Annotated in this window: 23 protein-coding genes; 13 read left to right on the plus strand and 10 right to left on the minus strand. The window is 68.7% G+C overall.

Translation table 11 applies throughout. The features are described 5' to 3' along the window. Positions 1-9 precede the first annotated feature (9 nt). Genes APZ15_RS18095 through APZ15_RS18115 form a run of 5 tightly spaced genes read left to right on the plus strand, consistent with a single transcriptional unit; the run spans position 10 to position 4680 of the window. A complete protein-coding gene (locus APZ15_RS18095) occupies positions 10-492 on the plus strand; it encodes an AmiS/UreI family transporter (RefSeq protein WP_021159494.1) in 483 nt (160 codons plus the stop codon). Beyond that, positions 492-1331: a CbbQ/NirQ/NorQ/GpvN family protein gene (locus tag APZ15_RS18100; RefSeq protein ID WP_027791384.1), complete on the plus strand. Its 840-nt coding sequence runs from the start codon at positions 492-494 to the stop codon at positions 1329-1331. The genes APZ15_RS18095 and APZ15_RS18100 overlap by 1 nt, the downstream gene beginning before the upstream one ends. Then, positions 1328-2887, plus strand: coding sequence for a nitric oxide reductase activation protein (locus APZ15_RS18105; protein ID WP_027791383.1), 1560 nt, complete (start codon positions 1328-1330; stop codon positions 2885-2887). The genes APZ15_RS18100 and APZ15_RS18105 overlap by 4 nt, the downstream gene beginning before the upstream one ends. 32 nt (positions 2888-2919) lie before the next feature. Continuing rightward, positions 2920-4062 carry a transporter substrate-binding domain-containing protein gene (locus APZ15_RS18110; RefSeq protein WP_027791382.1) on the plus strand — a complete coding sequence of 381 codons (1143 nt, stop codon included), beginning with the start codon at positions 2920-2922 and terminating at the stop codon, positions 4060-4062. Positions 4063-4068: 6 nt separating this feature from the next. Next, positions 4069-4680 carry an ANTAR domain-containing response regulator gene (locus APZ15_RS18115; protein WP_027791381.1) on the plus strand — a complete coding sequence of 204 codons (612 nt, stop codon included), beginning with the start codon at positions 4069-4071 and terminating at the stop codon, positions 4678-4680. A gap of 38 nt (positions 4681-4718) precedes the next feature. Here the strand turns inward: APZ15_RS18115 and APZ15_RS18120 are convergent, their stop codons facing one another. Continuing rightward, a complete protein-coding gene (locus APZ15_RS18120; RefSeq protein WP_027791380.1) occupies positions 4719-5168 on the minus strand; it encodes a winged helix-turn-helix transcriptional regulator in 450 nt (149 codons plus the stop codon). 352 nt (positions 5169-5520) lie between these two features. Between APZ15_RS18120 and APZ15_RS18125 the strand changes: the two genes are divergently transcribed. After that, entirely contained in the window at positions 5521-6444 is a 924-nt protein-coding gene (locus APZ15_RS18125) for an alpha/beta fold hydrolase (RefSeq protein ID WP_027791379.1), read from the plus strand. 86 nt (positions 6445-6530) lie between these two features. On the opposite strand, the gene ggt is transcribed toward APZ15_RS18125, so the two are convergent. Then, a complete protein-coding gene (ggt, locus tag APZ15_RS18130; protein WP_027791378.1) occupies positions 6531-8252 on the minus strand; it encodes a gamma-glutamyltransferase in 1722 nt (573 codons plus the stop codon). A gap of 421 nt (positions 8253-8673) precedes the next feature. On the opposite strand from ggt, the gene APZ15_RS18135 reads away from it, so the two are divergent. The 3 genes from APZ15_RS18135 to APZ15_RS18145 all read left to right on the plus strand — a co-directional run bounded on the left by APZ15_RS18135 (position 8674) and on the right by APZ15_RS18145 (position 15359). Then, entirely contained in the window at positions 8674-9198 is a 525-nt protein-coding gene (locus APZ15_RS18135; RefSeq protein WP_027791377.1) for a metal-dependent hydrolase, read from the plus strand. 221 nt (positions 9199-9419) lie between these two features. Next, the gene (locus APZ15_RS18140) at positions 9420-13949 is read left to right on the plus strand and encodes a DEAD/DEAH box helicase (protein WP_027791376.1); all 4530 of its coding nucleotides are present in this window, start codon (positions 9420-9422) and stop codon (positions 13947-13949) included. A 135-nt stretch (positions 13950-14084) separates the two neighbouring features. Next, complete coding sequence (locus APZ15_RS18145) at positions 14085-15359, plus strand: APC family permease (RefSeq protein ID WP_027791375.1); 1275 nt, start codon at positions 14085-14087, stop codon at positions 15357-15359. A 159-nt stretch (positions 15360-15518) separates the two neighbouring features. Here APZ15_RS18145 and APZ15_RS18150 read toward each other — a convergent pair whose 3' ends face one another. The 4 genes from APZ15_RS18150 to APZ15_RS18165 all read right to left on the minus strand — a co-directional run bounded on the left by APZ15_RS18150 (position 15519) and on the right by APZ15_RS18165 (position 18178). Next, positions 15519-15815, minus strand: a complete 297-nt coding sequence (locus tag APZ15_RS18150; RefSeq protein WP_027791374.1) for an XRE family transcriptional regulator — start codon at positions 15813-15815, stop codon at positions 15519-15521. A gap of 73 nt (positions 15816-15888) precedes the next feature. Continuing rightward, the gene (locus APZ15_RS18155) at positions 15889-16248 is read right to left on the minus strand and encodes a type II toxin-antitoxin system RelE/ParE family toxin (protein ID WP_027791373.1); all 360 of its coding nucleotides are present in this window, start codon (positions 16246-16248) and stop codon (positions 15889-15891) included. A 128-nt stretch (positions 16249-16376) separates the two neighbouring features. After that, complete coding sequence (gene pcaQ, locus APZ15_RS18160; protein WP_027791372.1) at positions 16377-17363, minus strand: pca operon transcription factor PcaQ; 987 nt, start codon at positions 17361-17363, stop codon at positions 16377-16379. A gap of 77 nt (positions 17364-17440) precedes the next feature. Next, positions 17441-18178, minus strand: a complete 738-nt coding sequence (locus tag APZ15_RS18165) for a helix-turn-helix domain-containing protein (RefSeq protein ID WP_027791371.1) — start codon at positions 18176-18178, stop codon at positions 17441-17443. 120 nt (positions 18179-18298) lie between these two features. On the opposite strand from APZ15_RS18165, the gene APZ15_RS18170 reads away from it, so the two are divergent. The 3 genes from APZ15_RS18170 to pcaG all read left to right on the plus strand — a co-directional run bounded on the left by APZ15_RS18170 (position 18299) and on the right by pcaG (position 20453). Further along, positions 18299-18874, plus strand: a complete 576-nt coding sequence (locus APZ15_RS18170; RefSeq protein ID WP_027791370.1) for a YiiX/YebB-like N1pC/P60 family cysteine hydrolase — start codon at positions 18299-18301, stop codon at positions 18872-18874. 274 nt (positions 18875-19148) lie between these two features. Next, positions 19149-19856 carry a protocatechuate 3,4-dioxygenase subunit beta gene (gene pcaH / locus APZ15_RS18175; RefSeq protein ID WP_021159510.1) on the plus strand — a complete coding sequence of 236 codons (708 nt, stop codon included), beginning with the start codon at positions 19149-19151 and terminating at the stop codon, positions 19854-19856. Between the two features lie 3 nt (positions 19857-19859). Next, complete coding sequence (gene pcaG, locus APZ15_RS18180; RefSeq protein WP_027791369.1) at positions 19860-20453, plus strand: protocatechuate 3,4-dioxygenase subunit alpha; 594 nt, start codon at positions 19860-19862, stop codon at positions 20451-20453. A gap of 466 nt (positions 20454-20919) precedes the next feature. On the opposite strand, the gene APZ15_RS18185 is transcribed toward pcaG, so the two are convergent. Continuing rightward, the gene (locus APZ15_RS18185; protein ID WP_027791368.1) at positions 20920-21699 is read right to left on the minus strand and encodes an AraC family transcriptional regulator; all 780 of its coding nucleotides are present in this window, start codon (positions 21697-21699) and stop codon (positions 20920-20922) included. 143 nt (positions 21700-21842) lie between these two features. Between APZ15_RS18185 and APZ15_RS18190 the strand changes: the two genes are divergently transcribed. Continuing rightward, positions 21843-22622 (plus strand): alpha/beta fold hydrolase, encoded by a 780-nt coding sequence (locus APZ15_RS18190; protein ID WP_027791367.1) that lies wholly within the window; start codon positions 21843-21845, stop codon positions 22620-22622. Positions 22623-22657: 35 nt separating this feature from the next. On the opposite strand, the gene APZ15_RS18195 is transcribed toward APZ15_RS18190, so the two are convergent. From APZ15_RS18195 to gsiD, 3 genes are read right to left on the minus strand one after another with little or no spacing between them, the layout of a single operon-like run. Then, on the minus strand, positions 22658-23485 hold the full coding sequence (locus tag APZ15_RS18195) for a M55 family metallopeptidase (RefSeq protein WP_027791366.1): 828 nt from the start codon (positions 23483-23485) through the stop codon (positions 22658-22660). Continuing rightward, positions 23482-24564: a DmpA family aminopeptidase gene (locus APZ15_RS18200; RefSeq protein WP_027791365.1), complete on the minus strand. Its 1083-nt coding sequence runs from the start codon at positions 24562-24564 to the stop codon at positions 23482-23484. Before APZ15_RS18200 ends, APZ15_RS18195 begins: the two co-directional genes overlap by 4 nt. Beyond that, positions 24564-25457 (minus strand): glutathione ABC transporter permease GsiD, encoded by an 894-nt coding sequence (gsiD, locus tag APZ15_RS18205; protein ID WP_021156639.1) that lies wholly within the window; start codon positions 25455-25457, stop codon positions 24564-24566. The genes APZ15_RS18200 and gsiD overlap by 1 nt, the downstream gene beginning before the upstream one ends. Positions 25458-25463: the final 6 nt, after the last annotated feature.

The raw sequence follows: 25463 nt of genomic DNA on the forward strand, positions 1-25463 counted from the left end.
GCCTTCATCATGCTCGGTGTCGCTCTTTTCTTCATCGGCGCGGTGCTGGTCGTCAACGGCGTCGCGCTCACCGGCCGCATCGAACCGCGCGACGCGGCCGGCCTGAACCTGCTCGTCGGGCTGCTCGCGCTGCTGATCAACCTCGCCGGCCTCGTGCAGGCGTCGGCGCCGCCGCAGTTTTTCTCGAGCGCGGGCGGGCTGCTGTTCGCGTTCACGTACCTGTATCTCGCCGCCGTCCAGTGGCGCGGGCTGCAAGGCGCCGGCCTCGGCTGGTATTGCCTGTTCGTCGCGATCAGCGCACTCGTCTATGCGGGCACGTCGAGCGACGCGCGTTTCGGGGCGATGTGGCTGCTGTGGTCGAGCCTGTGGTTCCTGTTCTTCGTCGCGCTCGGGCTGAAGCGGACCGTGCGCTTCCTGCCCGGCTACACGATCGCGATCGGCGTCGGCACCTGCTGGCTGCCCGGCATGCTGATGATGACGGGGAGGTGGTAATGAGCGCACGCGATACGCCGCTGGCCACCGATCCGCTCGCCGGGCACCGCATCGCCGATGTGCCGTTCTACCAGCCGGCCGGTGCCGAGGCCGACTGGTTCGAGACGGCCTGCCGCCATCACCTGCCGGTCCTGCTGAAAGGGCCGACCGGCTGCGGCAAGACGCGTTTCGTCGAATACATGGCGTGGCGCATGGGCCTGCCGCTGATCCAGGTCGCGTGCAACGACGACACGTCGGCGGCCGACCTGACGGGCCGCCACCTGCTCGACGCCGACGGCACCTACTGGGCCGACGGGCCGCTCACGCTCGCGGCGCGGCACGGCGCGATCTGCTATCTCGACGAGATCGTCGAGGCGCGCCCCGACGCGACGGTCGTGATCCACCCGCTGACCGATTCTCGGCGCGTGCTGCCGCTCGACCGGCTCGGCGAAGTCGTCCATGCGCATCCGGATTTCCATCTGGTGATCTCGTACAACCCCGGCTATCACGGCGAGCACCGGCGGCTGAAGCCGTCGACGCGGCAACGTTTCGTCGCAATCGACTTCGGCTATCCGGATGCCGCGCACGAGGCCGACGTCGTCGTGCGCGAAAGCGGCGCCGACCGCGAAACCGCGCGCCGGCTCGTCGATCTTGCGCAGCGCACGCGGGCGCTGGCGCAGGCGGGCAACGGGCTCGACGAAGGCGCGTCGACGCGCCTGCTCGTGCACGCGGCAAGGCTGATCGTCGCGGGGCTCGCGCCGCTCGATGCCTGCCGGATCGCGATCAGCGACGCGGCGACCGACGACGCCGACACGCGTGCCGCGTTGCAGACGATGGCCGCCGCGTACTTCGCGACATGAGCGCACTGCCACTCGCCCGCTTCCTGCACGGGATGACCGCGCACGAGACCGACGTGCGCCTCGACGACGCGGCGCCGCGCGCGACGCTCGGCCATGCCGCGCTGCGCGTGCCCCGTGCGTTGCCGCCCGATGCGCGCATCGCGGCGGCCGCGCACGCGCTGGCTCACTGGCGGCACTCGCCGTCCGGCGAGCCGGCCGACACGCTGACGCAGATCGGTTCGGCCGTCGCCGGCGTGATCGAGGATGCGCGCGTCGAGGCGCTGCTGGCCCGCGAATGGCCGGGGCTCGCAACGTTCTGGGCGCCGGCGTTCGCGCCGATCGGCCGTGAAGGGCTCACGTTCGGCTGCCTGTGCGCGCGGCTCGCGAAAGCGTTGTTCGATCCGTCGTATCGCGACGGCAACCCGTGGGTCGACAAGGGCGCGCAGCTGTTCGCCGAGCGACGCGACACGCTCGACGATTACCGTGCGTTTCGCACGATTGCGTCGAGGCTCGCGAACGATCTCGGCCAGATGCGCGTGCGCTTCGAGCCTGACGACGGCGCATGGCTGCCCTATCGCGACGACAATGCGTGGCTGTGGGCGCGGCCGGCCACCGCGGCGGCCGAACAGGCGGGCAACGACGGCGTCGAGATGTCGGCCTCGACCGGCGGCCCCAGCGACGAACGCGACGACGCACCGCCGTCCGCACCCGATGCGCCGCGCTATCCCGAGTGGAATTGCCGCACGCAGCGCGAACGACGCGACTGGACGACGATCGTCGAACGCGCGCCCGCCACGTCGGCGCCGCCGCCGTCGCTTTCCGCACTGATCGACGCCGACCGGCGCGCGGCAAAGCGAATGCCGGCCGAGCGCGCATCGGAGCTGCTGCGGCGCGTGGGCCGCCAGCTCGACGGCGATGCGCTCGACGTCGATGCGGCGATCGCCGCACGCATCGCCCGGTGCGCCGGGCACGCGCCCGATCCGCGCGTGTTCCGTCGCCGCGTGCCGCACGACGCGCGCGGGCCCGTGCTGATCCTGCTCGACCTGTCGGCGTCGACGGCCGCGCAGGTCGCCACGCTCGAGAAACGCGCGGCGTTCGTGCTCGGCGACCTGTTCGACCGGCAGCGGCGCCGCTGGGCCGTGCACGGCTACACGTCGGACGGCCGGCATCGCGTGTACTACGCGCGCTTCAAGGATTTCGGCGAAGCGTTCGACGCCGGCCGCCGCGCGGCGCTGCTCGCGGCCGACAGCGGGATGAGCACGCGCACGGGCGCGGCACTGCGGCATGCGCTGGCCTTGCTGCGCCGCGAAACCGCGAATGCGCGGGCCGCCGTGCTGCTGATCGGCGACGGCGAAGCCGCCGACGTCGACGTGTTCGACCCGCGCTACCTCGTCGAGGATGCGCGTCACGCGGCACGCCAGGGCCGGCGGCGCGGTGTCGCGATTGCCGGTCTGTCGTTCGGCGAGCCGCCCGGGTTGTCTACAATACTTGGCGTCGGCCCGCGCTGCGTGCACGCGGCGAACGGCGACGCATTGCCGGCCGTCGTCGCGCACGCGGCCGGACGACTGACCGCATGACGGCCCCACCCGGAAGAGACAGGAACGACCGAATGAACAGTGTGAAGGTTGGCGTATTGTTCTCGCAGAGCGGATGCACGTCGCACCTTGGCCGGAGCCAGTTGCGCGGCACGCTGCAGGCGATCGCCGAGATCAACGAAGCGGGCGGCGCGAACGGCTGCGAGATCGTGCCCGTCGTGCACGACGCCTGTTCGGACCCGGCCGTCTATGCGCGGCTCGCCGAGGAACTGATCGCCACCGAGCGCGTGAACGTGCTGTTCGGCGGATACATGTCGAGCAGCCGCAAGGCGCTGATTCCGATCGTCGAGAAGTGGGACAAGCTGCTGTTCTACCCGACGCTCTACGAAGGCTTCGAGTTCTCGCCGAACGTGATCTACACGGGTGCGGCCCCGAACCAGAACAGCGTGCAGCTCGCTGCGTTCATGACCGCGCAGTTCGGTGCGCGCGTGTATCTCGTCGGGTCCGACTACATCTACCCGTACGAGTCGAACCGCATCATGATCGACCTCGTCACGCAGCATCCGGAAGGCCAGATCCTCGGCGAGGTCTACATGCCGCTCGTCGCGTCCGAGCAGGATTTCGCGGCGGTCGTCGAGGACATCCGCGCGAAGGCGCCCGACTTCGTGTTCAGCACGCTCGTCGGCGACAGCACGGCCGCGTTCTACCGTGCGTATGCGCAAGCCGGCCTCGATGCGCGCAAGATGCCGATCGCGAGCCTGACGACCTCCGAGATCGAGCTCGGTCAGATGGGCGCGGCCGCGGCCGGCCACTACACGTCGTCGCCCTACTTCCAGACCATCGATTCGGACGTGAACCGGCGCTGCATCGCGCAGCTCAAGGCGCGCTTCGGCGACGACGCGAACGCCTCCGCGCCGTGGGAAGCCGCGTATTTCCAGGTTCACCTGTTCGCCAATGCACTCGCGCGCGCCGGCACCGACCAGCGCGACCGGCTCGTCGAACATCTCGCGGACGCGGAATTCGACGCGCCGCAGGGCCGCGTGAAGATCGACCGGCTCACGCAGCACACGTGCCTGTACCCGCGCATCGGCTGCGCGACGGCCGACGGCAATTTCACGATCGTGCGCGAAGCGACGCGGCGCGTGCATCCCGATCCGTACCTCGTCACGCATTCGCTCGGCGACCGCGTGCACGCGCCAGACGAACAGAAGGCGTAACCGACGATGCGCGCCCGCACCCCGATCCGCTCGACGCCGCGCCTGCTCGCCGAACTGCGCTCGCTGCGCGTGATGGTGTACTACCCGGATGACGACAACGGCCTGCTGCTCGTCGAGCAGCTCTCGCGCATCGGTTGCCCGAGCGAGCAGCGCTGGCCGCCGCCCGCCGCGCTGCCGGAGAGCGTCGACCTCGTGATCCTCGCGGTCCGGCCCGACCTGCTGCACCTGTCGATCCCGTGGCTCGAGGACGATGCGCGGCCGCCGCTCATCGCCGTCACGACCTACGAAAGCCCGACGATCCTCGAACTGATGCTGCGCATCGATGCGCAGAGCGCGGTAACGACGCCGGTGCGTTCGTTCGGCCTGTTGAGCGCGATGGCGCTCGCGTGTCACCAGAGCCGGCGGCACGACGAATACCGGCGCCGCATCGCGCAGCTGGAACAGCGCGTGATGTCCGCGCGCACGCTGCAGGAAGCGAAAACGCTGCTGATGCAGCACAACGCGATCAGCGAGGAAGAGGCATATCAGCAGATCCGCTCGCAGGCGATGGAACGGCGCATCTCGATCAACCAGCTCGCCGAGCAGATCGTGCACGCGCATGCGCTGTTGAAGCGGTAACGCGATCGGCGATCGCCGATCGCCGCGCGTCAGGCGCGTCAGTCCGGCGGCGGCAACACGACCGTGTCCTCCGGCCCGAGCACGCGCCCGTCCTGCGAACGCAGCTCGAGCTTCCTGACGGGCAGCCCGGTCTTCCGGTCGACGAGCAGCACGTGCGCCTCGTCGGGTTCGAAGAAGAAATCCTCGCCCCACTGCCGCAATGCGACGAGCAGCGGAAACAGGCCGCGCCCTTTCTCGGTCAGCACGTATTCGTGATGCGCGCCGCCGTCCGCGGCCGGCACGATGTCCATGATCCCGTGCGCGACCAGGTTGCGCAGACGCGCGGCCAGGATGTTCTTGGCCAGCCCGAGGTTCTTCTGGAATTCGCCGAAGCGGCGCAACCCGTCGAACGCGTCGCGGACGATCAGCAGCGACCACCAGTCGCCGATCGCGTCCAGCGGGCGGGCAACGCCGCAAAGGGAATCTTCGTGCGTGGTTCGTCTGTTCATCGATGCATGAGGCAATGCCGTTCCGGGAATGCGGGCGGAACGGTGGTTACGCTCGTTGAAATGAATGGTTGCAATATAAAACTCGTCACACGAAAGATCAATCGCGCGGGGCTCGACTGTTCGCGATCGATGAACGCCATGGTCGATTCGGGCCTCATTGGCACTCCAGTTCGTACATCTGGTCTATAAATTCCGGCATTTTCCCGTTCCGGCACATCATCCCGCACCAACGCGCCGAATGTCCGTCGATTGCCGCGGCCCTCTTTTTGGTTGCAACTTGCAACCCGATATCCTACGCTTCGATTCGGTTTCAACTTGAAACCAAACTATCCGACTACCGAAGGAGCATTCGATGATCCGGTCCGATGCCACGTTCGACGGCACCTTTCCTTTCACCCCGCATTTCGACGACGCATCCGGCTTCCGGATGCACTACGTGGACGAAGGCCCGCACGACGGCGAAACCGTTCTGTGCCTGCATGGCGAACCTACGTGGGGTTACCTGTTCCGCCATCTGGTTGCGGCGCTGCGTCCGACGCACCGCATCGTCGTGCCCGATCACATGGGATTCGGCAAAAGCGCGACGCCGCAGGATCGCAGCTACTGGTTGCAGGACCATATCGACAACCTCGAGCGCTTCGTGCTGGCGCGCGGCCTCGAGCGCATCACGCTCGTGATGCACGATTTCGGCGGCCCGGTCGGCATGGGGCTCGCCGCGCGTCATCCGGACCGGATCCGGCGCATCGTGTCGGCGAACGGGCCGACGCCGTTCGGCCAGCCCGATCTCGTCGAGCGGCTGACCGCGAACGGCCGCGATGCGCCGTGGTTCCAGTGGATCATGCGTGCGGCGGCGGACGATACGCTCGAGACGGTGCTCGGTCAGCTCGGCTTCAACATCCTGAGCACGCTGAAACTGAACGGTTTCGAGAACCACGCAGTCATCACCGACACGTGGATCGCCGCATACGGTGCGCCGTTCGCGCAACCGGCGGACTGTCTCGGCGCGATCGGATGGGCCCGCGGGTTTGCCGCGGGCGCGCACCGGTTCGAGGTGCCCGATGCGGCGGCATTGCGCGCGATACGCGACAAACCCGCGCTCGCGATCTGGGGAGACGCCGACCGGACACTCGGCGCCGAACATTTCCTGCCGCTCTTCACCGCGCTGTTTCCGTCCGCGCCCGTCGAGCGGCTGGCGGGCGTCGGGCACTACTGCTTCGAGGATGCGCCCGACGCCATCGCGGCGCGGATCGCCGGATTCATCCGGACGACCGGCTGAGTGCGTTCCGCAGCGTGCATCCGGCGCCCAGCCGCGGAACACGGCGTGCGCGGCCGCCTTCGCAACCGCGCACGCACCGCTTCACATCAGCGAATGACCCGCGTCACACCACGCCCGCGCGGGTCGGCCATCGCCTCCGGCGTCTTGCCGTCGATCTTGATCACCTGGATGTCGCCGCTGAAATCCTGCCCCTTCAGCGTGTAGCCGCGCGCCTCGATCTGCTTCGCGAGTTCGCCTTCGATCGGGTGGTACGGCTCCCAGAAGATCGTGTTCGGCGGCAGCAGCTGGTGATGGAAGCGCATCGCGCCGACGGCCTCCTTCAACGGCATCTTGAAATCGTAGATGTTGTTGATCACCTGGAAGATCGACGTGAAGATACGCGAGCCGCCCGGCGTGCCGATCACCAGCGACACCTTGCCGTCCTTCGTCATGATCGTCGGCGACATCGACGACAGCGGGCGCTTCTTCGGTTCGATCGCGTTCGCGTCGCTGCCGACCACGCCGAACATGTTCGCCACGCCCGGCTTCGCGGAGAAGTCGTCCATCTCGTCGTTCAGCACGATGCCCGTGCCGTCGGCGATCACGCCCGAACCGAAATAGCCGTTGACCGTGTAGGTGTTCGACACCGCGTTGCCCCACTTGTCGACCACCGAGAAGTGCGTCGTTTCAGCCTTCTCCGGCATCGTCGTGCCGAGGCCCGGCTGCACGCTCTTCGTATCCGACGGCTCCTTCGGGTTGACTTCGGCCGCCCGCTTCGCGATATAGGCGTCGTCGGTCAGCTGCGCGATCGGCACCTTGTAGAAATCGGGATCGCCGAGATACTGCGCACGATCGGCGAACACGCGCTTCTCGATTTCCGCGACGAGGTGGATGTACTGCGGCGAGTTGAGCTTCACGCCCTCGAAGTCCTGCTTGAGGTCGGCCTTCATCTTCAGCAACTGCACGAGGCCGATGCCGCCCGAGCTCGGCGGCGGCGCGGTGATCACGTCATAGCCGTTCCACTTCGCCTGCACCGGCTGGCGCCACACCGCGCGGTACTGCGCGAGATCCTCGGTGGTGATCAGCCCGTTGCCGTCGCCGGTCTTCATCGACGCGGCGATCAGCTCGGCCGTCTTGCCCTTGTAGAAACCTTCCGCGCCGTCGTTCGCGATGCGCGTGAGCACGTCGGCGAGATCGGGCTGCTTGAAGTTCACGCCCGCCTTCAGCCCGGAGAAATACTTGTCGAAGTTGGTCTTGCCGCCGAACTCCTTCGACGCGTCGACGCCGCGCTGCGCGAGCTGCTCGTCGACGACGAAGCCATCGCGTGCATAGTGGATCGCCGGCGCGAGCACCTGCTTCCACTTCAGCTTGCCGAAGCGCTTCTGCGCTTCCCACATGCCCGCGACCGTGCCCGGTACGCCGACCGCGCGCGGGCCGTACAGGCTCATGCCCTTGACGACGTTGCCGTCCTTGTCGAGATACATGTCCTTCGTCGCGGCGAGCGGCGCACGCTCACGGTAGTCGATGAAGTACGGCTTGCCGTCCTTGTAGATCGTCATGAAGCCGCCGCCGCCGATGTTGCCGGCTTCCGGATACGTGACGGCGAGCGTGAAGGCGATCGCGACGGCCGCGTCGATCGCGTTGCCGCCTTCCTTGAAGATCCGCTCCGCGGCATCCGCGCTGTACTTGTCGGCCACCGCGACCGCCGAGCTCGTCAGGACGGCCGGCTGCGGCCCCTTCGCATAGACGGGTGCGTTCGGCAGGAAACCGATGCCGGCCACCGTCGCGAGCACGACAGCGGATGATTTGAAGCGATTCAGCGTAGTCATTGCATGTCCCCCATGTGGATCTCCTTCAGGCAGGAAAAGCACCTGTCCCGCGCATGGTCGCCGGCGCACCGACGGCCATATCCGGTTTCGTAGTATAGGGGGACAAAAAGGGTCGAACACGTGACATGCGATGAAAGCGCATTCGCTGTGTGCGCCTGGTCATGTCGCCGCTTCTCGACACGGATGCGGACAGGTCGAAATTGCACCGGGCGCGCGGCCGCAATTCACACCGGTTCACGTCATCACGCAGCGCACAAAAACCGAAAGTTGCGAACTGCGCGACAGGCCACGTGACGCGTGAAAAAAAATCTGCAAACGTCCATCCCGCTGCGCGATCCGATCTGCGAAGATAGCGCCCCGCTTTCACACCGCATCACTGGTTCGTTCACGCGCCGCCTCACGTTTCTTCGTCTCGCTTCCTATGGCATCACACAACGCGCATCATGCGTCCGGCTTCGCGGCCGGCGTCGCCGCCGCCGCCCTCGTCGCACAAACCGGCGCCACGGGCCCGTGGCATTCGGGCATGTTCGCCGCATTCGCGGCGGGCGTCGCGGGCGGTACCGCGCCCGACTGGCTCGAAGTCGCATGGTGGCGCCGCAAGCGCCGCCTGTGGGTCACGCATCGAACCATCACGCACTGGGGCATCGGCTGGATCGCCCTGCTCGCACTCGGCTGGCACGGGCTCATCCATCATCCGCATCCGCTGTGGGCCGCGCCGCTGTTCGGCTTCGCATGCGGCGGCGTGATGCACCTGCTCGCCGACTGGCCGAACCCGCTCGGCGTACCGTGGATCTGGCGGCGTCATTCACTCAACCTGTGGAACAGCGGGCGCTGCGACCTGATCGTCGTGGGCGCCGCATGGGGCGGCACGCTGTGGCTCGCGCAGTCGTTGTGCTCGCGTACGCCGCTGCTCGAACACTGGCTCGGCTGGCTGCATCGCGTCTAGTTGCAATTCGGCGCAATTTGACGCGATTCGGCGTGCTATCGGCACGCCGGCGCGCATGCAACTTTCCGTCCATTGAAAGTACGGTGCAGGCCCCCATTTGAGTCCCGTTCGCCGACACGCGCACCCGGCACGCACGCGCGACGTCTGGCACACTGACGATTCGATTCGTGCGCGCCTTGCGCACGCTTTGCGCCCTGCTTGCACCCTATTTCAACGCTCCGATGGACGTCACCGCTACCCGCCCTGCCGCCCGTGCGCTCGACGTGTTCCACCCGGCCGTCGCCGCGTGGTTCCGGCGCACGTTCGCCGCGCCCACCGGCGCGCAGGCGCTCGCGTGGCCGCACATCAAGGCCGGCCGCTCGACGCTGGTCGCCGCGCCCACCGGCTCCGGCAAGACGCTCACCGCGTTCCTGTGCGCGCTTGACGATCTGGTGCGCGATGCGCTCGCGCATGACGGCACGCTGCCCGACGCGACGCTCGTCGTGTACGTGTCGCCGCTGAAGGCGCTGTCCAACGACATCCACGTGAACCTCGATGCGCCGCTCGCCGGCATCGCCGATTCGCTCGCGCAACTCGGCCTGCCGGTGCCGGCGATCCGTACCGCCGTGCGCACCGGCGACACGACGCAGGCCGAGCGCGCGGCGCTGCGCAAGCGCGCGCCGCACATCCTCGTCACGACACCCGAGTCGCTGTACGTGCTGCTGTCGTCCACGTCGGGGCGGCAGATGCTGTCGAACGTGCGCTCGGTCATCGTCGACGAGATCCACGCACTCGCATCGTCCAAGCGCGGCAGCCATCTCGCGTTGTCGCTCGAACGTCTCGACGCGCTGGCCGGCCGAGCGCTGCCGCGCATCGGGCTCTCCGCCACGCAAAAGCCGATCGATGCGGTCGCGCGCTTCCTCGTCGGCGGGCCGGCCGACGCGCCGCGCGATTGCACGATCGTCGACACGGGCCACACACGCGAGCGCGACCTCGCGCTCGAACTGCCGAACGTGCCGCTCGAACCCGTGATGGCCACCGACGTGTGGGAACAGGTGTACGACCGCATTGCCGGGCTCGCGGCCGCGCACCGCACGACGCTGGTGTTCGTCAACACGCGGCGCACCGCCGAGCGCATGGCGCGCCATCTCGCCGACCGGCTCGGCAAGGATGCGATCGCCGCGCATCACGGCAGTCTCGCGAAGGAGCACCGCTTCGACGCCGAACAGCGGCTGAAGCGCGGCGAACTGAAGCTGCTCGTCGCCACCGCATCGCTCGAACTCGGCATCGATATCGGCGACGTCGATCTGGTCTGCCAGGTCGGCTCGCCGCGCGGCATCGCGCCGTTCCTGCAGCGCGTCGGCCGCTCCGGACACCATGTCGGCGGCGTGCCGAAGGGGCGCCTGTTCCCGCTGTCGCGCGACGAGCTCGTCGAATGCGCGGCCCTGCTCGATTGCGTGCAACGCGGCGAGCTCGACGCGCTGCGGATTCCCGAAGCGCCGCTCGACGTGCTCGCGCAGCAGATCGTCGCCGAAGTGGCGTGCACGGAATGGCAGGAAGACGCGCTGTATGCGAGCTTCACGCGCGCGGCGCCGTACGCGCGGCTGACACGCGAGCGCTTCGACGAAGTGATGAAGATGCTCGCCGAAGGCTTCACGAGCCGGCGCGGCGTGCGCGGCGCGTACCTGCATCGCGACGTGGTCGGCGGCACCGTGCGCGGGCGCCGCAACGCGATGATGACCGCGACCACGTCGGGCGGCACGATCCCCGACATGGCCGACTACGCGGTGCTGCTCGAACCGCAGGGCATCCAGGTCGGCACGGTCAACGAGGATTTCGCGATCGAGAGCCTCGCTGGCGACGTGTTCCAGCTCGGCAACCAGTCGTACCGGATCATTCGCGTGGAAACGGGCCGCGTGCGTGTCGAGGACGCGCAGGGCCAGTCGCCGAACATTCCGTTCTGGCTCGGCGAGGCGCCGGGGCGCAGCGACGAGCTGTCGGCGGCGGTCGGCCGGCTGCGCGCGCGGCTCGACGGACTGTTCGCGGACGGCGACCGGCTCGCACATGGCAAGAACCGTGAACGCATCGGTGAAGGGACTGGCGGAAAGCCCGTGCCCCGGGCCGACGCCAAAGCGGGCGCGAAGGCGAAATCGAAGGCCGGGATCGAAGCCGATACCGACGCCTCGACCGGCTTGCGGCACGACACCGTCGTCGCCGCCACCGCCGAAAGCCGCCTCGCGCCGGCGTTGCGCTGGCTCGTCGACGATCTCCGCCTGTCGCCCGACGCCGCCCGCCAGATCGTCGACTACCTCGCCCGCACCCGCGCCGCGCTCGGCGCGCTGCCGACGCAGGACACGCTCGTGATGGAACGCTTCTTCGACGAATCGGGCGGCACGCAGCTCGTGATCCATTCGCCGTTCGGCAGCCGCATCAACCGCGCATGGGGGCTCGCACTGCGCAAGCGCTTCTGCCGCAGCTTCAACTTCGAGTTGCAGGCGGCCGCGACCGACGACGCGATCATCCTGTCGCTGTCGCTCGCGCACAGCTTCGCGCTCGACGAAGTGTGGCGTTACCTGCGTTCGGCCAGCGCCGAACACGTCCTCGTCCAGGCACTCCTCGACGCGCCGATGTTCGGCGTGCGCTGGCGCTGGAACGCGACGACGGCGCTCGCGCTGCCGCGCTTCACCGGCGGCAAGCGCACCGCGCCGCAACTGCAGCGGATGAAGAGCGAGGATCTGCTCGCGACCGTGTTTCCCGATCAGGTCGCCTGCCTCGAGAACATCGTCGGCGAACGCGAGATACCGCATCACCCGCTCGTCGACCAGACGCTCGACGACTGCCTGCACGACGCAATGGACACCGACGGCTGGCTCGCGCTGCTGCGCCGGATCGAGAGCGGTGCGATCGAGCTGATCGCGCGCGACCTGCCCGCGCCGTCGCCGCTCGCGGCCGAGATCCTGAACGCGAAACCGTATGCGTTCCTCGACGACGCGCCGCTGGAAGAGCGCCGCACGCAGGCCGTACAGTCGCGCCGCTGGAGCGACCCTGAATCGGCCGACGATCTCGGCGCGCTCGACGCCGACGCGATCGATGCCGTGCGCGACGAAGCCTGGCCGCTCGTGCGCGACGCCGACGAAATGCACGACGCGCTGCTCACGCTCGCATGCATCGCCGACAGCGAAGCGCACGCGCACGAAGGCTGGCCCGACCGGCTCGCGGAACTTGCCGAACGCCGCCGCGCGACGAAACTCGTGACGCCCGGCGGCGGCGCCCTGTGGGTGCCGGTCGAACGGCTCGTGTGCCTGCGTGCGTTGCATCCCGATGCCCGCATCGCGCCGGCGCTCAAGGTGCCGGCTGCCTGCGCGCAGCCGTGGGAAGCGGATGCCGCGCTCGTCGACGTGATCCGCGCGCGGCTCACCGGTTTCGGCCCGCTTGCACTCGACGCGATCGCGACACCGCTCGGCCTGCCGCCTGCGTCGGTCGCGACGGCGCTCGCGGCGCTGGAGCGCGAAGGTTATGTGATGCGCGGCCGGTTCACACCGGGCACGACGACCGACGAATGGTGCGAACGCCATTTGCTTGCGCGCATTCATCGCTACACGGTGAAACGGCTGCGCCGCGAAATCGAGCCGGTGGAGCGCGCCGACTTCATGCGCTTCCTGTTCCACTGGCAACACCTGACACCCGACACGCGCGGTACGGGCCGCGATGCACTCGCGGCCGTGGTCGAACAGCTCGAGGGTTACGAGGCCGCGGCGAGCGCATGGGAAGACGCGCTGCTGCCCGCGCGCCTCACCGACTACACGGCGGGCGGGCTCGACGAGCTGTGCCGCTCCGGCAAGCTCGTGTGGACGCGCATCGGCGCGCCGGCCCGCGCGGCCGGCACGCCCGTTAAGACGACACCGATCGTGCTTCTGCCGCGCCGCCACCTCTCTGCCTGGCAGGCGCTGCGCGATCCCGACGCGCAACCGGCGCTGTCCGCACGGGCCGCCCAGGTGCGCGACACCCTCGCCGCGCACGGCGCGATGTTCTTCGATGCGCTGCTCGACGACCTGCACATGCTGCCCGTCGAACTCGAGCAGGCGCTCGGCGAACTGGTGTCGGCCGGCCTCGTGAATGCGGACAGCTACGCGGGCCTCCGCGCACTGCTGAAACCTGCCGTCAAGCGCAGCGCGACCTATGCGCCGCGCACGCGGCGCGGCGGTGCGCTGATCGGCGGAATGGACGACGCCGGCCGCTGGGCGCTCGTGCAACGCGCTTCGGCACCGGCTGACACGCCAAGCCCGGCACCGAGGCGCGGTGCGCCCGCGACCGATCCCGACGCACTCGAACACATCGTCTGGACGCTGCTGCGCCGCTATGGCGTCGTGTTCTGGCGGTTGCTCGAACGCGAAGCCGACTGGCTGCCGAACTGGCGCGAGCTCGTGCGCGTGCTGCAACGCCTCGAAGCGCGCGGCGAGATTCGCGGCGGACGCTTCGTCGCCGGGCTCGCGGGCGAACAGTTCGCGCTGCCTGAAGCGATCCCGGTCCTGCGCGAACTGCGGCGGCAACCGGGCGACGGACAGTACGTTTGCGTGACGGGCGCCGATCCGCTGAATCTTGCCGGCACGCTGCTGCCCGGCGACAAGGTGCCGGCCCTCGCGGGAAATCGCGTGCTGTTCCGCGACGGCGTGCCCGTCGCCTCGCTGGTTTCCGGGGCGTTCCACTACGCCCCCGAACTGTCGCCCGCCGCGCGCGAGGAAGCGCGCCTGCGGCTCGCGCGCAGCCACTGACATCGGCTGACACGCAGCACCACACCGACTACTGATCGCGGGGCCGCGCGACCGCCTGCCTTCGGGTAGCATCGAACGACTTTCCGCGCGGGCGCCCGCGCTCCAGCACAACAAGATTTCCGGAGACTGCTGTCCATGCCCTCGCATGCCGACTCGCCCGCCGCTCATCACGCGGGCTCGCTGACGATTTTCCAGGGCGCCGCGCTCTATATCGGCGCGGTGCTCGGCACCGGCGTGATCGCGCTGCCCGCGCTGGCCGCCGAGGTCGCGGGCCCGGCATCCCTGCTCGCGTGGGCCGCGCTGGTCGTGTTGTCCGGGCCGCTCGCGGCCACCTTCGCCGCACTCGGCGCGCGTTATCCCGATGCAGGCGGGGTCTCGACCTACGCCCGGCGCGCATTCGGGCCGAAAGCCGCGGCGGTCGTCGGATGGTGCTTCTACTTCGCGGTACCGGCCGGCGCGCCGGCTGCCGCGATGTTCGCCGGCGCATACGTCGCGGCCGTGACGGGCGGCGGGCACACGACCGTCATCGTTACCGCTGCCGCGCTGATCGCGACCGTGTCGGCCGCGAATGCTTTCGGTGTCACCGTTTCGGGCCGCATGCAGCTCGTGTTGTCGGCGTTGCTCGTCACGCTGCTGCTCGCGGCGGTGCTCGCCTCCGCGCCGCATGCGCGCACGGCGAACCTGCATCCGTTCGCCCCGCACGGCTGGCTCGCGGTCGGCCAGGCCGCCGCGCTGCTCGTGTGGAGTTTCGCCGGCTGGGAAGCGATCACGCACCTCGCGGCCGAGTTCCGACGGCCCGCACACGACATGCCGCGCTCGGCCGGGATCGCCGTCGTGGTGGTCGGATTCCTGTATCTGTCGGTCGCCGCCGCGAGCGTGACGGTGCTCGGGCCTTCCGCGGGCGCTTCGGGGGCGCCGCTCGCCGAACTGATCGCAGGCGGCATCGGCGGTCATGCACAGGTGCTCGCCGCCGCGGCCGCGCTGCTGCTCACGCTCGGCACGATGAACGCGTATTTCGCGGGCGCGGCCAAGCTCGGTGCGGCGCTCGGTCGCGACGGCGCATTACCCGCGTGGCTCGCGCAAGGCAGCCAGGTCGGCGGCGTCCCGCGCCGAAGCCTCGGCGTGATCGCCACGCTCGCAGCCGTTGCGCTGGCCGCGACGACGCTCTCGGACGTCGGGCCGAAACCGCTCGTGCTCGTGACGTCCGGATGTTTCGTGATGGTGTATGGGCTCGGTGCGGCCGCCGCGCTGAAGTTGCTGCCGCGCGGCGGCATCGCTTACCGCTGTGCGTGGGTTTCGCTGGTTGCGGTTGCCGGGCTGTTCCTGACGACCGGCTGGGCCATCCTGTGCCCGCTGCTGCTCGCGGGCGGTGCGCTGCTCTATCTGCGGGTGACCGGACCGCGCCAGTGACCCGGCATGTGCGCGCGGGCCGGCACTCGCCGGCTTGCGGCGACACGCCGGCGAATCATGGCCGACCCGCCGGCCGGAGGGCCGGCCACTGCGCCGTGCGCATCGTGCGCATCACGCATATGGGCGCGAACCCGGCCATACGCCGCTGCTTCACGCTCGTCAGGCCGGCACCAGCTCGAAGCTGAGCCGTTTGCCGAGCGCGGCGGCCGCGCTCGCGAGCGTCGCGAGCGTGAGGCTCGTGTCGGTTTCGTCGAGCAGCCGGTTGAGCGCGGCGCGGCTGGTTTTCATCCGCGCGGCCATCGCGGTTTTCGTGATGTGCTGCGCCTTCATTTCCTGCCCGATCTGCCACGCGATCACGCGCTTGATCGCGGTGGCGGTGGCCGCTTCGAGATTGCCGTCCTCCTCGAGGAAGGTATCGAAATCGCTGCCGATATGCGGATGGTTCGTGGTCGTCATGAGGTACTCCAGTGCATGGCGTTGCCGGCTGCCTGCCCGTCGAAGACGGTGCGTTCCGGCGCAACCGGGAAATTCAGATGGCATGCGTCAACGCTTTGAGACGCGCGACGGTGACATCGAGATCGTCCGACGGCGTGACGCGCGACTGCTTGAAAAAGCCGTGCAGCAGGACCATCGTGTCGCCGACGACCGTAAACAGCACACGGGCGCTCCGCCCCGGCAGCGCCACGCGGATCTCCCACAGATCCGGTGCCATCTTCCGGACCAGCGGCATGCCGAGCGGCCAGCCGAGTTGAACGGTCTTGATCTCCTCGCCGATCACCCTTCGCTCCGCTTGCCCAAGCAACTTCAGCCATTCGCGCACCGGCTCGTTGCCACGAGCCGTCTGGAAGAACCGCACGCCGAGCGTGACCTGGATCTGCTGTCTCGTCATCGTCTTGACACCCATCGTACCAAAATCGGTACGATAAGCCAAGCACCACCGGGACAGCTACTGGCCGGACGGCCAATTCGATAGCCGGGGACGGCTCGGTCCGCGCTTGCCGCGCGATCCGCCCCGGGTTATTCGTCGCGACGAGCCCGCTTGCGCGCCACGCGTGGCGACTGGTGCGCTCGCGCATCGCCGAACCGCGACCGCGCGATGTCGCGCACGGCATCGATCAGCGTCCGCGCGACCGGCGACGGCTGCGCATCGGTACGCAGGATGAGCCCGACCGGCTCGTCGGTGCCCGCGGACGGCAGCGGCAGGCGTGCCAGCGCCCCGGCCGACAGGTCGTATTCGGCCGCATAGAGCGGCACGAACCAGACCGCATCGTTTTCGAGCGTCAGCGCGCGCGCGACCGATACCGACAGCACCTCGATGAACGAATCCAGCGGCGGCGCGCCGCAGGCGCCGAGCAACTGCTCGGCCGACTGGCGGATCAGCGTGCCGAACGGCGGCAGCACGACCGGATGGCGTGCGAGCTCGGCCGCCGGTGCCGCGCTTGAAAGCAGCGGATGCCCGGCACGCACGACGGCAACCAGCGGCTCGTTGTACAACTGCTCGAACGCGAGCCCGATCATCCGCTCCGGCTCCGACAGCCGCCCGATCGCGCACTCGATCGCGCCCGACTTCAGGCGCTCGAGCAGATCGGCATTCGCGGCCGTCGTGATCCGCACGACGACGCGCGGCCAGCGCTCGGTGAGCGCCTTCATCAACGCCGGCGCAAGCGATGCCGCGACCGTCGGCAGCATGCCGATTTCCAGCGTCGCCGCGGCGGCTCCGCCCTCACGCGCAAGCAGCCCGACACCCTGCCGCAGCGCCAGCACGCACGCGTTCGCATGCGGCATGAACAGCTGCGCCTCGCGGGTCGGCTGCGCGCCCTGCCGGCCGCGCTCGAACAGCTTCACGCCGAGGATCGCCTCCAGTTCGGCGATCGTCTTCGAGACGGCCGGCTGCGTGATCGACAGGCTTTCCGCCGCCTTCTGCACGCCGCCCAGCTGCGCGACCGCGAGAAAGCACTGCAGGTGCCGGAACTTGACGCGGCCGTCGGCGATACGGTTATTCATAACGGGTGGTTATGCGATTGACGATGAAACGCCATTTTGCATAACTTTCCGGATCGCCCCAAGCGTTCGACGAGGCATCACGCGCGACGCCGCAGAGCCTGGAAACCGGCCGGCTCCCACATCCGCTTCGCGATCAGCAAGCTCGTCCCGTGCTTCTGCGCGAGCGGCGCGGACGACGATTCCGCATGCAGCGCGGCCGCCTTGCTGCGCAGCCGGCGCAACTCCAGCTCGAGCTCCGCGGCGGCAGCCTCCGTCAGCATCCCCTGCGAGAACGTCATCGTCTCGCCCTCCCCGTCGAAGCGGCTGTCGAGAAAATCGCCGAGCGCGTGCGCATGGAAATAACGGCGGATCGGCCCGCCGGGCAGCCAGTCGAAATCGCGCGCGACGCGCACGCGAATCCGGTCGCCCGGCAGCAGCGCGACGACGTTCATCCGGTCGAGCATCAGCAGGTATTTCACGCACTCGGCCTGGGTCACCTGATAGGTCGACACGATGTCCTGCACGGTCCAGTAGTTGATCGCGCAGACGGCAACGAGCAGCAGCTTGTCGTCCGACACGAGCAACGCCTCCTGCTGCTCGGTCAGCACGCGCAGCCTCGGCGCCGACGCGGAAGCCTCCTGCACGAGTTCGGCGAGCGTATAGCCGAGCAGCTGGGCGATCTCCACGACACGCTCCAGCGTGAAGCGGCCGCTGGCGAACAGCCGCTTCACGCTCGTCTCGGAGACGTCGAGCGCCCGCGCGACGTCGCGGTAGGTCATGCCCTGCGCCTTCAACTGGCGCTTCAGCATTTCGATGAGTTGGGCGGTTTCGGTCATTTTGGTATCGAAAAATGATGCTCAAGGTCAGATATTAGGCTACCTGCACACACAAATGAACACTTTCGGATACTTGTCTGCATAATCCGCTCCGTGCTGTCACCGAACGACGGAGCCGAAATGACCACCCGAACCGAAACCGCCGCCTACGAATCGCGCCACACCGCCCCGCGCGATGCACGCGACACGGATCGCACGATGCCGCTCGCCACGATCCGCACGCTGGCCGCCAGCGCGCACGTCGGGGATCTCGTGTTCATCCGCGTGCCGGCGAGCGCGCCGCGCGACGCGGCGGGCACGATGGGCACGACGGGCACGTGGGCCAATCGCTTCGGCATCGTCGTCGATACGTCGGGCGACGAGCCCGTGATCGCCGAATCCGGGTTTGCGTGGACGAAACTCACGCCGCTGTCGCGCTTCGTCGCCCGTACCGACGGCGGGCGCATCGCACTGGCACGCCGCGTCGCGGCACCGACCGCCGACGCGCAGCGCCGGATGCATGCAACGGCGGAACAGCGGATCGACGCGCTGCTCGGCAACCGCTTCAACCTGCGGACGCGGCGTGCGTTCTGCGCGGACTACGTGAGCGACGTGCTCGGCGCCGACCGGGACGCGACGCCTGCGGCACTGCTGCGCGGCGGCACGCTGTCACTCGAATTCGACGGGATCGTGTTCGATCCCGGCCGCCAGTCATGACGGGCGCGCTCAGGGAGGCCGGATAACAACAAGAACGAAAACACAAAAAGCAGCGACGGGCTGGCTGGAGGGCCGTGCACGGGGTCGTCACCGACGACGCGAAGCCCGATCGCTTTTTCCGCCGGACAGGCATCCTGTCCGGCGGAATTTTCATTGGCGCGTCGAACATAACGAACGGTTATGCGATTCGCGAAAAAAGGTCATTTTGCATAACTTTCCGGATTGGCTAAAGTCCTGCCATCCACTTCGCGAAATACCTATCAGGAGACGCCCGATGGATTCCCCCACGATCCTCACGCCGCGCGACTGGCCGTCGCATCCGGCCTATATCCACCCCGAGTACCGTTCGTCCGTGAAGCGCGGCCCGACCCGCCCGCTGATCCCGCTGAAGGAGAAACTGCGCGACCAGTACGCGCCCGTCTACGGCGCCGAGGATCTCGGCGCGCTCGACCACGACCTGACGAAGAACGCCGTGAAGAACGGCGAGCCGCTCGGTGAGCGCATGGTCGTCACCGGCCGCGTGCTCGACGAAGGCGGCAAGCCCGTGCGCAACACGCTCGTCGAGGTGTGGCAGGCGAACGCGGCCGGCCGCTACGTGCACAAGGTCGACCAGCACGATGCGCCGCTCGACCCGAACTTCCTCGGCGCGGGCCGCTGCCTGACCGACAACGAAGGCCGCTACCGCTTCCTGACGATCAAGCCCGGCGCGTATCCGTGGGGCAACCATCCGAACGCGTGGCGCCCGAATCACATCCATTTCTCGCTGTTCGGCGATTACTTCGGTTCGCGTCTCGTCACGCAGATGTACTTCCCCGGCGATCCGCTGCTCGCGTACGACCCGATCTTCCAGGGCACGCCCGAGGCCGCGCGCGACCGCCTGATTTCGCGCTTCTCGATGGACATCACCGAAGAAGGCTATGCGCTCGGCTACGAATTCGACATCGTGCTGCGCGGCCGCGACGCTACCCCGATGGAGCGCTGAACCATGACGACGCTGAAGCAAACCCCTTCGCAGACGGTCGGCCCGTACTTCGCGTACGGCCTGTGCCCGCAGCAATACGACTACGACCTGAAAAGCCTGTTCACGCCGACGATCGCCGCGGCACACGCCGAAGGCGAGCACGTGCTGCTGATCGGCCAGGTGTTCGACGGCGACGGCAACGTCGTTGGCGACGCGGTGCTCGAATTCACGCAGGTGGACAGCGCGGGCCGCTACCCCGCGTCGCGCGACGACATCGCGAAATCCGGCTTCACGGGCTTCGCGCGGGTCGGCACCGGCACCGATGCGCAGCAGCGCTTCGTCGTCGAGACGGTGAAGCCGGGCCGCATCACCGCCGGCGAGGCGCCGCACATCAACGTGACCGTGATGATGCGCGGGATCCTCACCCATGCGTTCACGCGCGTGTATTTCGACGACGAAGCCGCCGCGAACGCCGCCGACCCGGTGCTGAACGCGGTGCCCGCCGAGCGTCGCGCGACGCTCGTCGCGAAACGCGACGCGCAACCGGGCCGCCCGGTCGTCTACCGCTTCGACATCCGCATGCAGGGGCCCGACGAAACGGTGTTCTTCGACGTGTGACGCGCGAGCCGGCGCACGCCGGCTTCGCCCGCTATCGCAAACCGCAACGCCGCGTGGCGCGACACCGACAGGCATCGCGCCACGCGGCGTTTTTCGTGTTGCGGCGCCATCATTTGATGCTGCATCGCAGCACGCCAGGCTGCGGGCATCGATGCCCGGTGCCAGGGGCTGCCGCCCCCGCATCGAACGCGCGATTGAAACGCATGCTGCGACTGCACATGAATCATCGCCCCGGCAGGATATCGTTTGCGCGTTATGCGGCGTATCCTGCGTTATCCGCAACGTTCAAACGGAATTAAATCAGGATCAGCAACAATTACGCATGTCATGCGCGATATCGGCCCACCGGGCCGTGCGCGCATTTTTTCTGACCGAGTGCCTTTAAGCGCGTCTGACCGAAGTTGGCAGACGCGTATTTTTTTGTGGCGACCGGCACATCGGCGTTGTGCGCTCGGATGCCTTCCGGTCAGCGCCGAATCTCCAGATAGCGGCTCGGCGTATCGCCCAGAATGCGGCGAAACGCCGACGTGAACGCGCTGGCGCTCGCGTACCCGAGATCGAGCGCGACGCGCGTGACCGGCTGCCCGTCGCTCAGGCGGGCGATCGCCGCGAGCATGCACACCTGCTGGCGCCATGCGGCAAAACTCACGCCCGTCTGCGCGCGAAACTGCCGCGTGAACGTGCGCCGGCTCACGCCGGCATCGGCGGCCACCTGGTCGAGATCGGCCGCGATCGACGGCGACGCGAGCAGGTGCCGGCACACCTTCGCCAGCCTCGCGTCGGCCGGCAGCGGCGCATGCAGCGACAGGCGCGGCATCGTCGCGATTTCCGCGACCAGCAGCGCCATCAGCTTGCCCGCGCGCCCGTCGACGTCGTACAGGGCCGGCAGGTCGATCGCATCGTCGATCAGTTGCCGCAGCAGCGCCGATACGCCATAGACGCCGCACTGCTCGGGCAGACCCGCCTCGAGCGCGGCGTCGCCGGACACGAACGTGTTGAGCATCGTGACCGGCCCGGTCATCGTCATTTCGTGCCGCACGCCGGCCGGCACCCAGCACGCGCGCTGCGGCGGCACCAGCCAGCGCCCGTGCGGCGTCGACACGCTGATCGTGCCGCGCGACGCGAACGCGAATTGCCCGCGCACGTGCGCGTGCTCCGGAAACGTCGTACCCGCCGCGTAGTCGTTCGCGGTCACGACCACGCTCCGCGGAATGTGTTCGTAGGGATCTAGCAGCGTATTTCTCACGGCCCGAATTCCATCATCAATGACCCGATATCGAAGGCGGGTCTCCTTCGCGCGATCTACGATCCGCTCCACCCCTTGCGCGACCTCGCGGCCGCAAGACCCGTCGGCCTGATCGGCCGGATTACCACTGCATCGGAGCGGACATGCCGAATACGTTTCATCGCGTGGGGGACGGCCCCCACCCTGTTCTTGTACTGCCCGGCTGGTTCGGCGACGCCCACGCGTTCGAACCCGTCGAGGCGTGGCTGTCGCGTGAGCGTTTCAGCTATGTGTTCATGGACTACCGAGGTTACGGCCGCATGCGCGACACAGCCGGCGACTACACGATCGACGAGATCGCCGCCGACGCGCTCGCGCTTGCCGACACACTCGAATTCCCGACCTTCAGCGTCGTCGGCCACTCGATGGGGGCGATGGCGGCCGAGAAAATCGCCGTCATCGCGCCCGACCGGGTGCGCGCGCTCGTGCCGGTCACGCCCGTGCCTTGCGGCGGCCTGCCGTTCGACGCGGAGAAACGCGCGCTATTCGAGCGAGCCGCCGACCACGTCGCCGATCGCCGGACCATCATCGATCGCAGCACCGGCGGCCGGCTGCCCGCCGCCTGGGTCGCGTGGAAAGCCGCGTATTCGGCAGCCCGTTCGTCGCCGCCGGCGTTCGGCGCGTACTTCCGCGCGTGGGCCGACACGGATTTCAGCCACGAGATCGCCGGCACCCATCCGGTGAAAGTGCTGATCGGCGAGCACGATCCGGCGTTCGACGCGGCGCTGATGGCCCGCACTTACCTGCGGCGCTACCCGCTCGCCACCGTCGACGTGCTGCGCAATGCGGGCCACTATCCGATGAACGAGACGCCGCTCGCGCTGGTCGCGGCCATGGAAACGTTCCTGCTTGCCGTGACAGCGAGCCCTGCTACCGCCCATTGACCGGTCGCACGCCGGCGACATCGCCGCGGCACGCATCACCGCAGCATGAACGACATCGCAGACAGGCTGTTCAACGTGCGCACCACGTGCTCGACCGAAGGCCCGTCGAAGCGCAGCGTCACCGCATCGACGCGCTCCAGCGACGGCAGCACGCAGAACAGGTCGGCCAGCGCCGCCGTCTGCACACGCAACGTGCAGGCGGCCGGCGCGGGCCGACGGGCGCCGGCGCGCACGCCTGCCGACAGTGCCCGCGCGACCGTCTCGCGCGCAGCGGCTGCGATCCGCGCACACGATGCGGACGGCGTGAGCGTATCGCCGCTCGAAGCGCCGCCGGCCGTCTTGACCGTCTCGAAATGCGCATCCGGAAACAGCGGCTGCGTTTCTTCCGCGAACACGTCGTCGCCGGTGGCCAGCGCGACGTGCGCGCCATATTCACGGGCCAGCGCGCCGTACAGCCCGGCTTCGCCGAGCTCGACGCCGTTCAGCCACACCTGCGTGAACGCGAAGCTGTTGATCGTGTGCGCGAGGATGCCGCGCGTCTGCGATTTCGCGTGATAGCCGATCATGAACACGAGGTCGGGCTGCCGTTCGAGGCCCGCCATCATCCCGAGCGTGCGCGGCTTGCCGAGCACGACGCGCGCACGCGCATCGAGCCCGTCGGGCAGCAGGTTGCGGAAACCGCCGTGCGAATCGTTGACCCACACGGCCTGCGCGCCGCCCATGAACGCGCCTTCGATCGCCGCATTCGCCTCGGCGGTCATCCAGCGCCGCGCGCGTTCGTATTCCGGATTGCCCGCACGCGTCTGCTCGGTGGCGAACACGCCGGCGACGCCTTCGATGTCGGTCGAAATCAGGATCTTCATGACTGGGCAATACGTCCTTCGTGACTTTCGTTGAACAGGCGATCGAGGTCGGGCACCGCATCGCGCAGCGATTGCCGCACGTGGCCGTCGCGCCCGGCCACCGTCACGGCCTGCAGCAACGCATCGGCGATGGCGTGCTCGACGCTTTCGGCGGCAGCCATGAACAGCGGATCGAGCGCCGCGTCGGCGACGAGGGCCGGCAGCGCGATGGTCGACGCGTCGTGCGCGATCGTGTAGGCGGTGGAGAAGGCGAGCGCGATGTCGCCGCTGCCGTGCCCGTAGACCGAGCCCGTGCGGGCCAGCCCCGCGCCCGCACGGCGCGCGAGCCGCGACAGTTGCCGCGCGTCGAGCGGCGCATCGGTGGCCAGCAACAGGATGATCGAGCCCTGCTCGGGTGGCGCCGCGTGCGCGGCCTCGGCCGCCCGCCGTTGCGCGACGATGCGCCCGAGCGGCACGCCGCCGAGCGTCAGCATCGGCAGCCGGCCGAAATTCGCGAGCACAAGCGCGCCGACCGTATAGGGCCGGCCGGCCGCGACGGCAACGCGCGACGCCGAACCGATCCCGCCCTTCAGGTCGAAGCACGACATCCCGCGCCCGGCCCCCACCGCGCCGCGCGCGACGTCACGCGACGCCGCGCGGCACGCGTCGTCGTAATGCGCGGCCGTGACCGCGAACGCCTGGATATCGTTCAGATAACCGTCGTTGCACTCGAACACGAGCGGGTTGACGGTCGGCCAGTCGCGGCCGATCTGCGGATTCGCGGCGATCGCCGCGCGGATCTGCGCGTGCGCGAGCGCGCCGACGCCGAACGTATTGGTCAGCGCGATCGGCGTCTCGAGCGTGCCGAGCTCGTCGACCTGCACGAGCCCGACGCTCTTGCCGAAGCCGTTGATCACGGCGGCCCCCGCCGGCACCTTGCTGCGGTACACATCGCCCGGATGCGGCTTCACGACGGTCACGCCCGTCTGCACGCTGCCGGCATCGAGCGTGCAATGGCCGACCGTCACGCCCGGCACGTCGGCGATCGTGCCGCGCGGCCCGGCCGGCAGCGTCGCCGTCCACATCGGTGCGATGCGCATCAGCGGCGCTCCAGCTTCGGATCGAGCGCGTCGCGCAGCCCGTCGCCGAGCAGGTTGAACGCGAGCACGGTCAGGAAGATCGCGAGGCTCGGGAAGATCGCGATGTGCGGCGCCGTCACCATGTCCGCGCGCGCCTCGTTGAGCATCGCGCCCCACTCCGGCGTCGGCGGCTGCGCACCGAGCCCGAGGAACGACAGGCTCGCGGCCGTGATGATCGACGTGCCGATCCGCATCGTGAAGTAGACGACGACCGACGACACGGTGCCCGGCAGGATGTGCCGCATGATGATCGTCCAGTCCGATGCGCCGATGCTGCGCGCGGCCTCGACATAGGTCATGTGCTTGAGCATCAGCGTGTTGCCGCGCACGAGCCGCGCGAACGCCGGGATGCTGAAGATCGCGACCGCGCAGATCACGTTGACCATCCCGTTGCCGAGGATCGCGACCACGCCGATCGCGAGCAGGATGCCCGGGAACGCGAACAGCACGTCGGCCACACGCATCGTGATGCGGTCCCACCAGCCTTCGTAGTAGCCGGCGAGCAGCCCGAAGAACGTGCCGATCACCGCGCCGAGCGCGACGGAGAAGAAGCCGGCCGCGAGCGAGATGCGCGTGCCCGTGATGATCCGGCTGAAGATGTCGCGGCCGAGCGAATCGACGCCGAACCAGTGCACGGCCGACGGCCCCGCGTTCAGGGCGTCGTAGTCGAAATAGTTCTCCGGATCGAACGGCACGACGTGCGGGCCGACGAACGCCAGCACGACGAGCGCCAGCACGAAGCCGCCCGCGACGAGCGCGACGGTCTGCTTGCGGAACTTGCGCCAGAATTCGCGCCACGGCGTGCGGATCGCGGTCGGTGCGGCCGGCGCCGCGGTCTGGACAGTCGCGTTCATGCGCGC

The sequence above is a fragment of the Burkholderia cepacia ATCC 25416 genome, from assembly GCF_001411495.1.
GTDB lineage: Bacteria > Pseudomonadota > Gammaproteobacteria > Burkholderiales > Burkholderiaceae > Burkholderia > Burkholderia cepacia.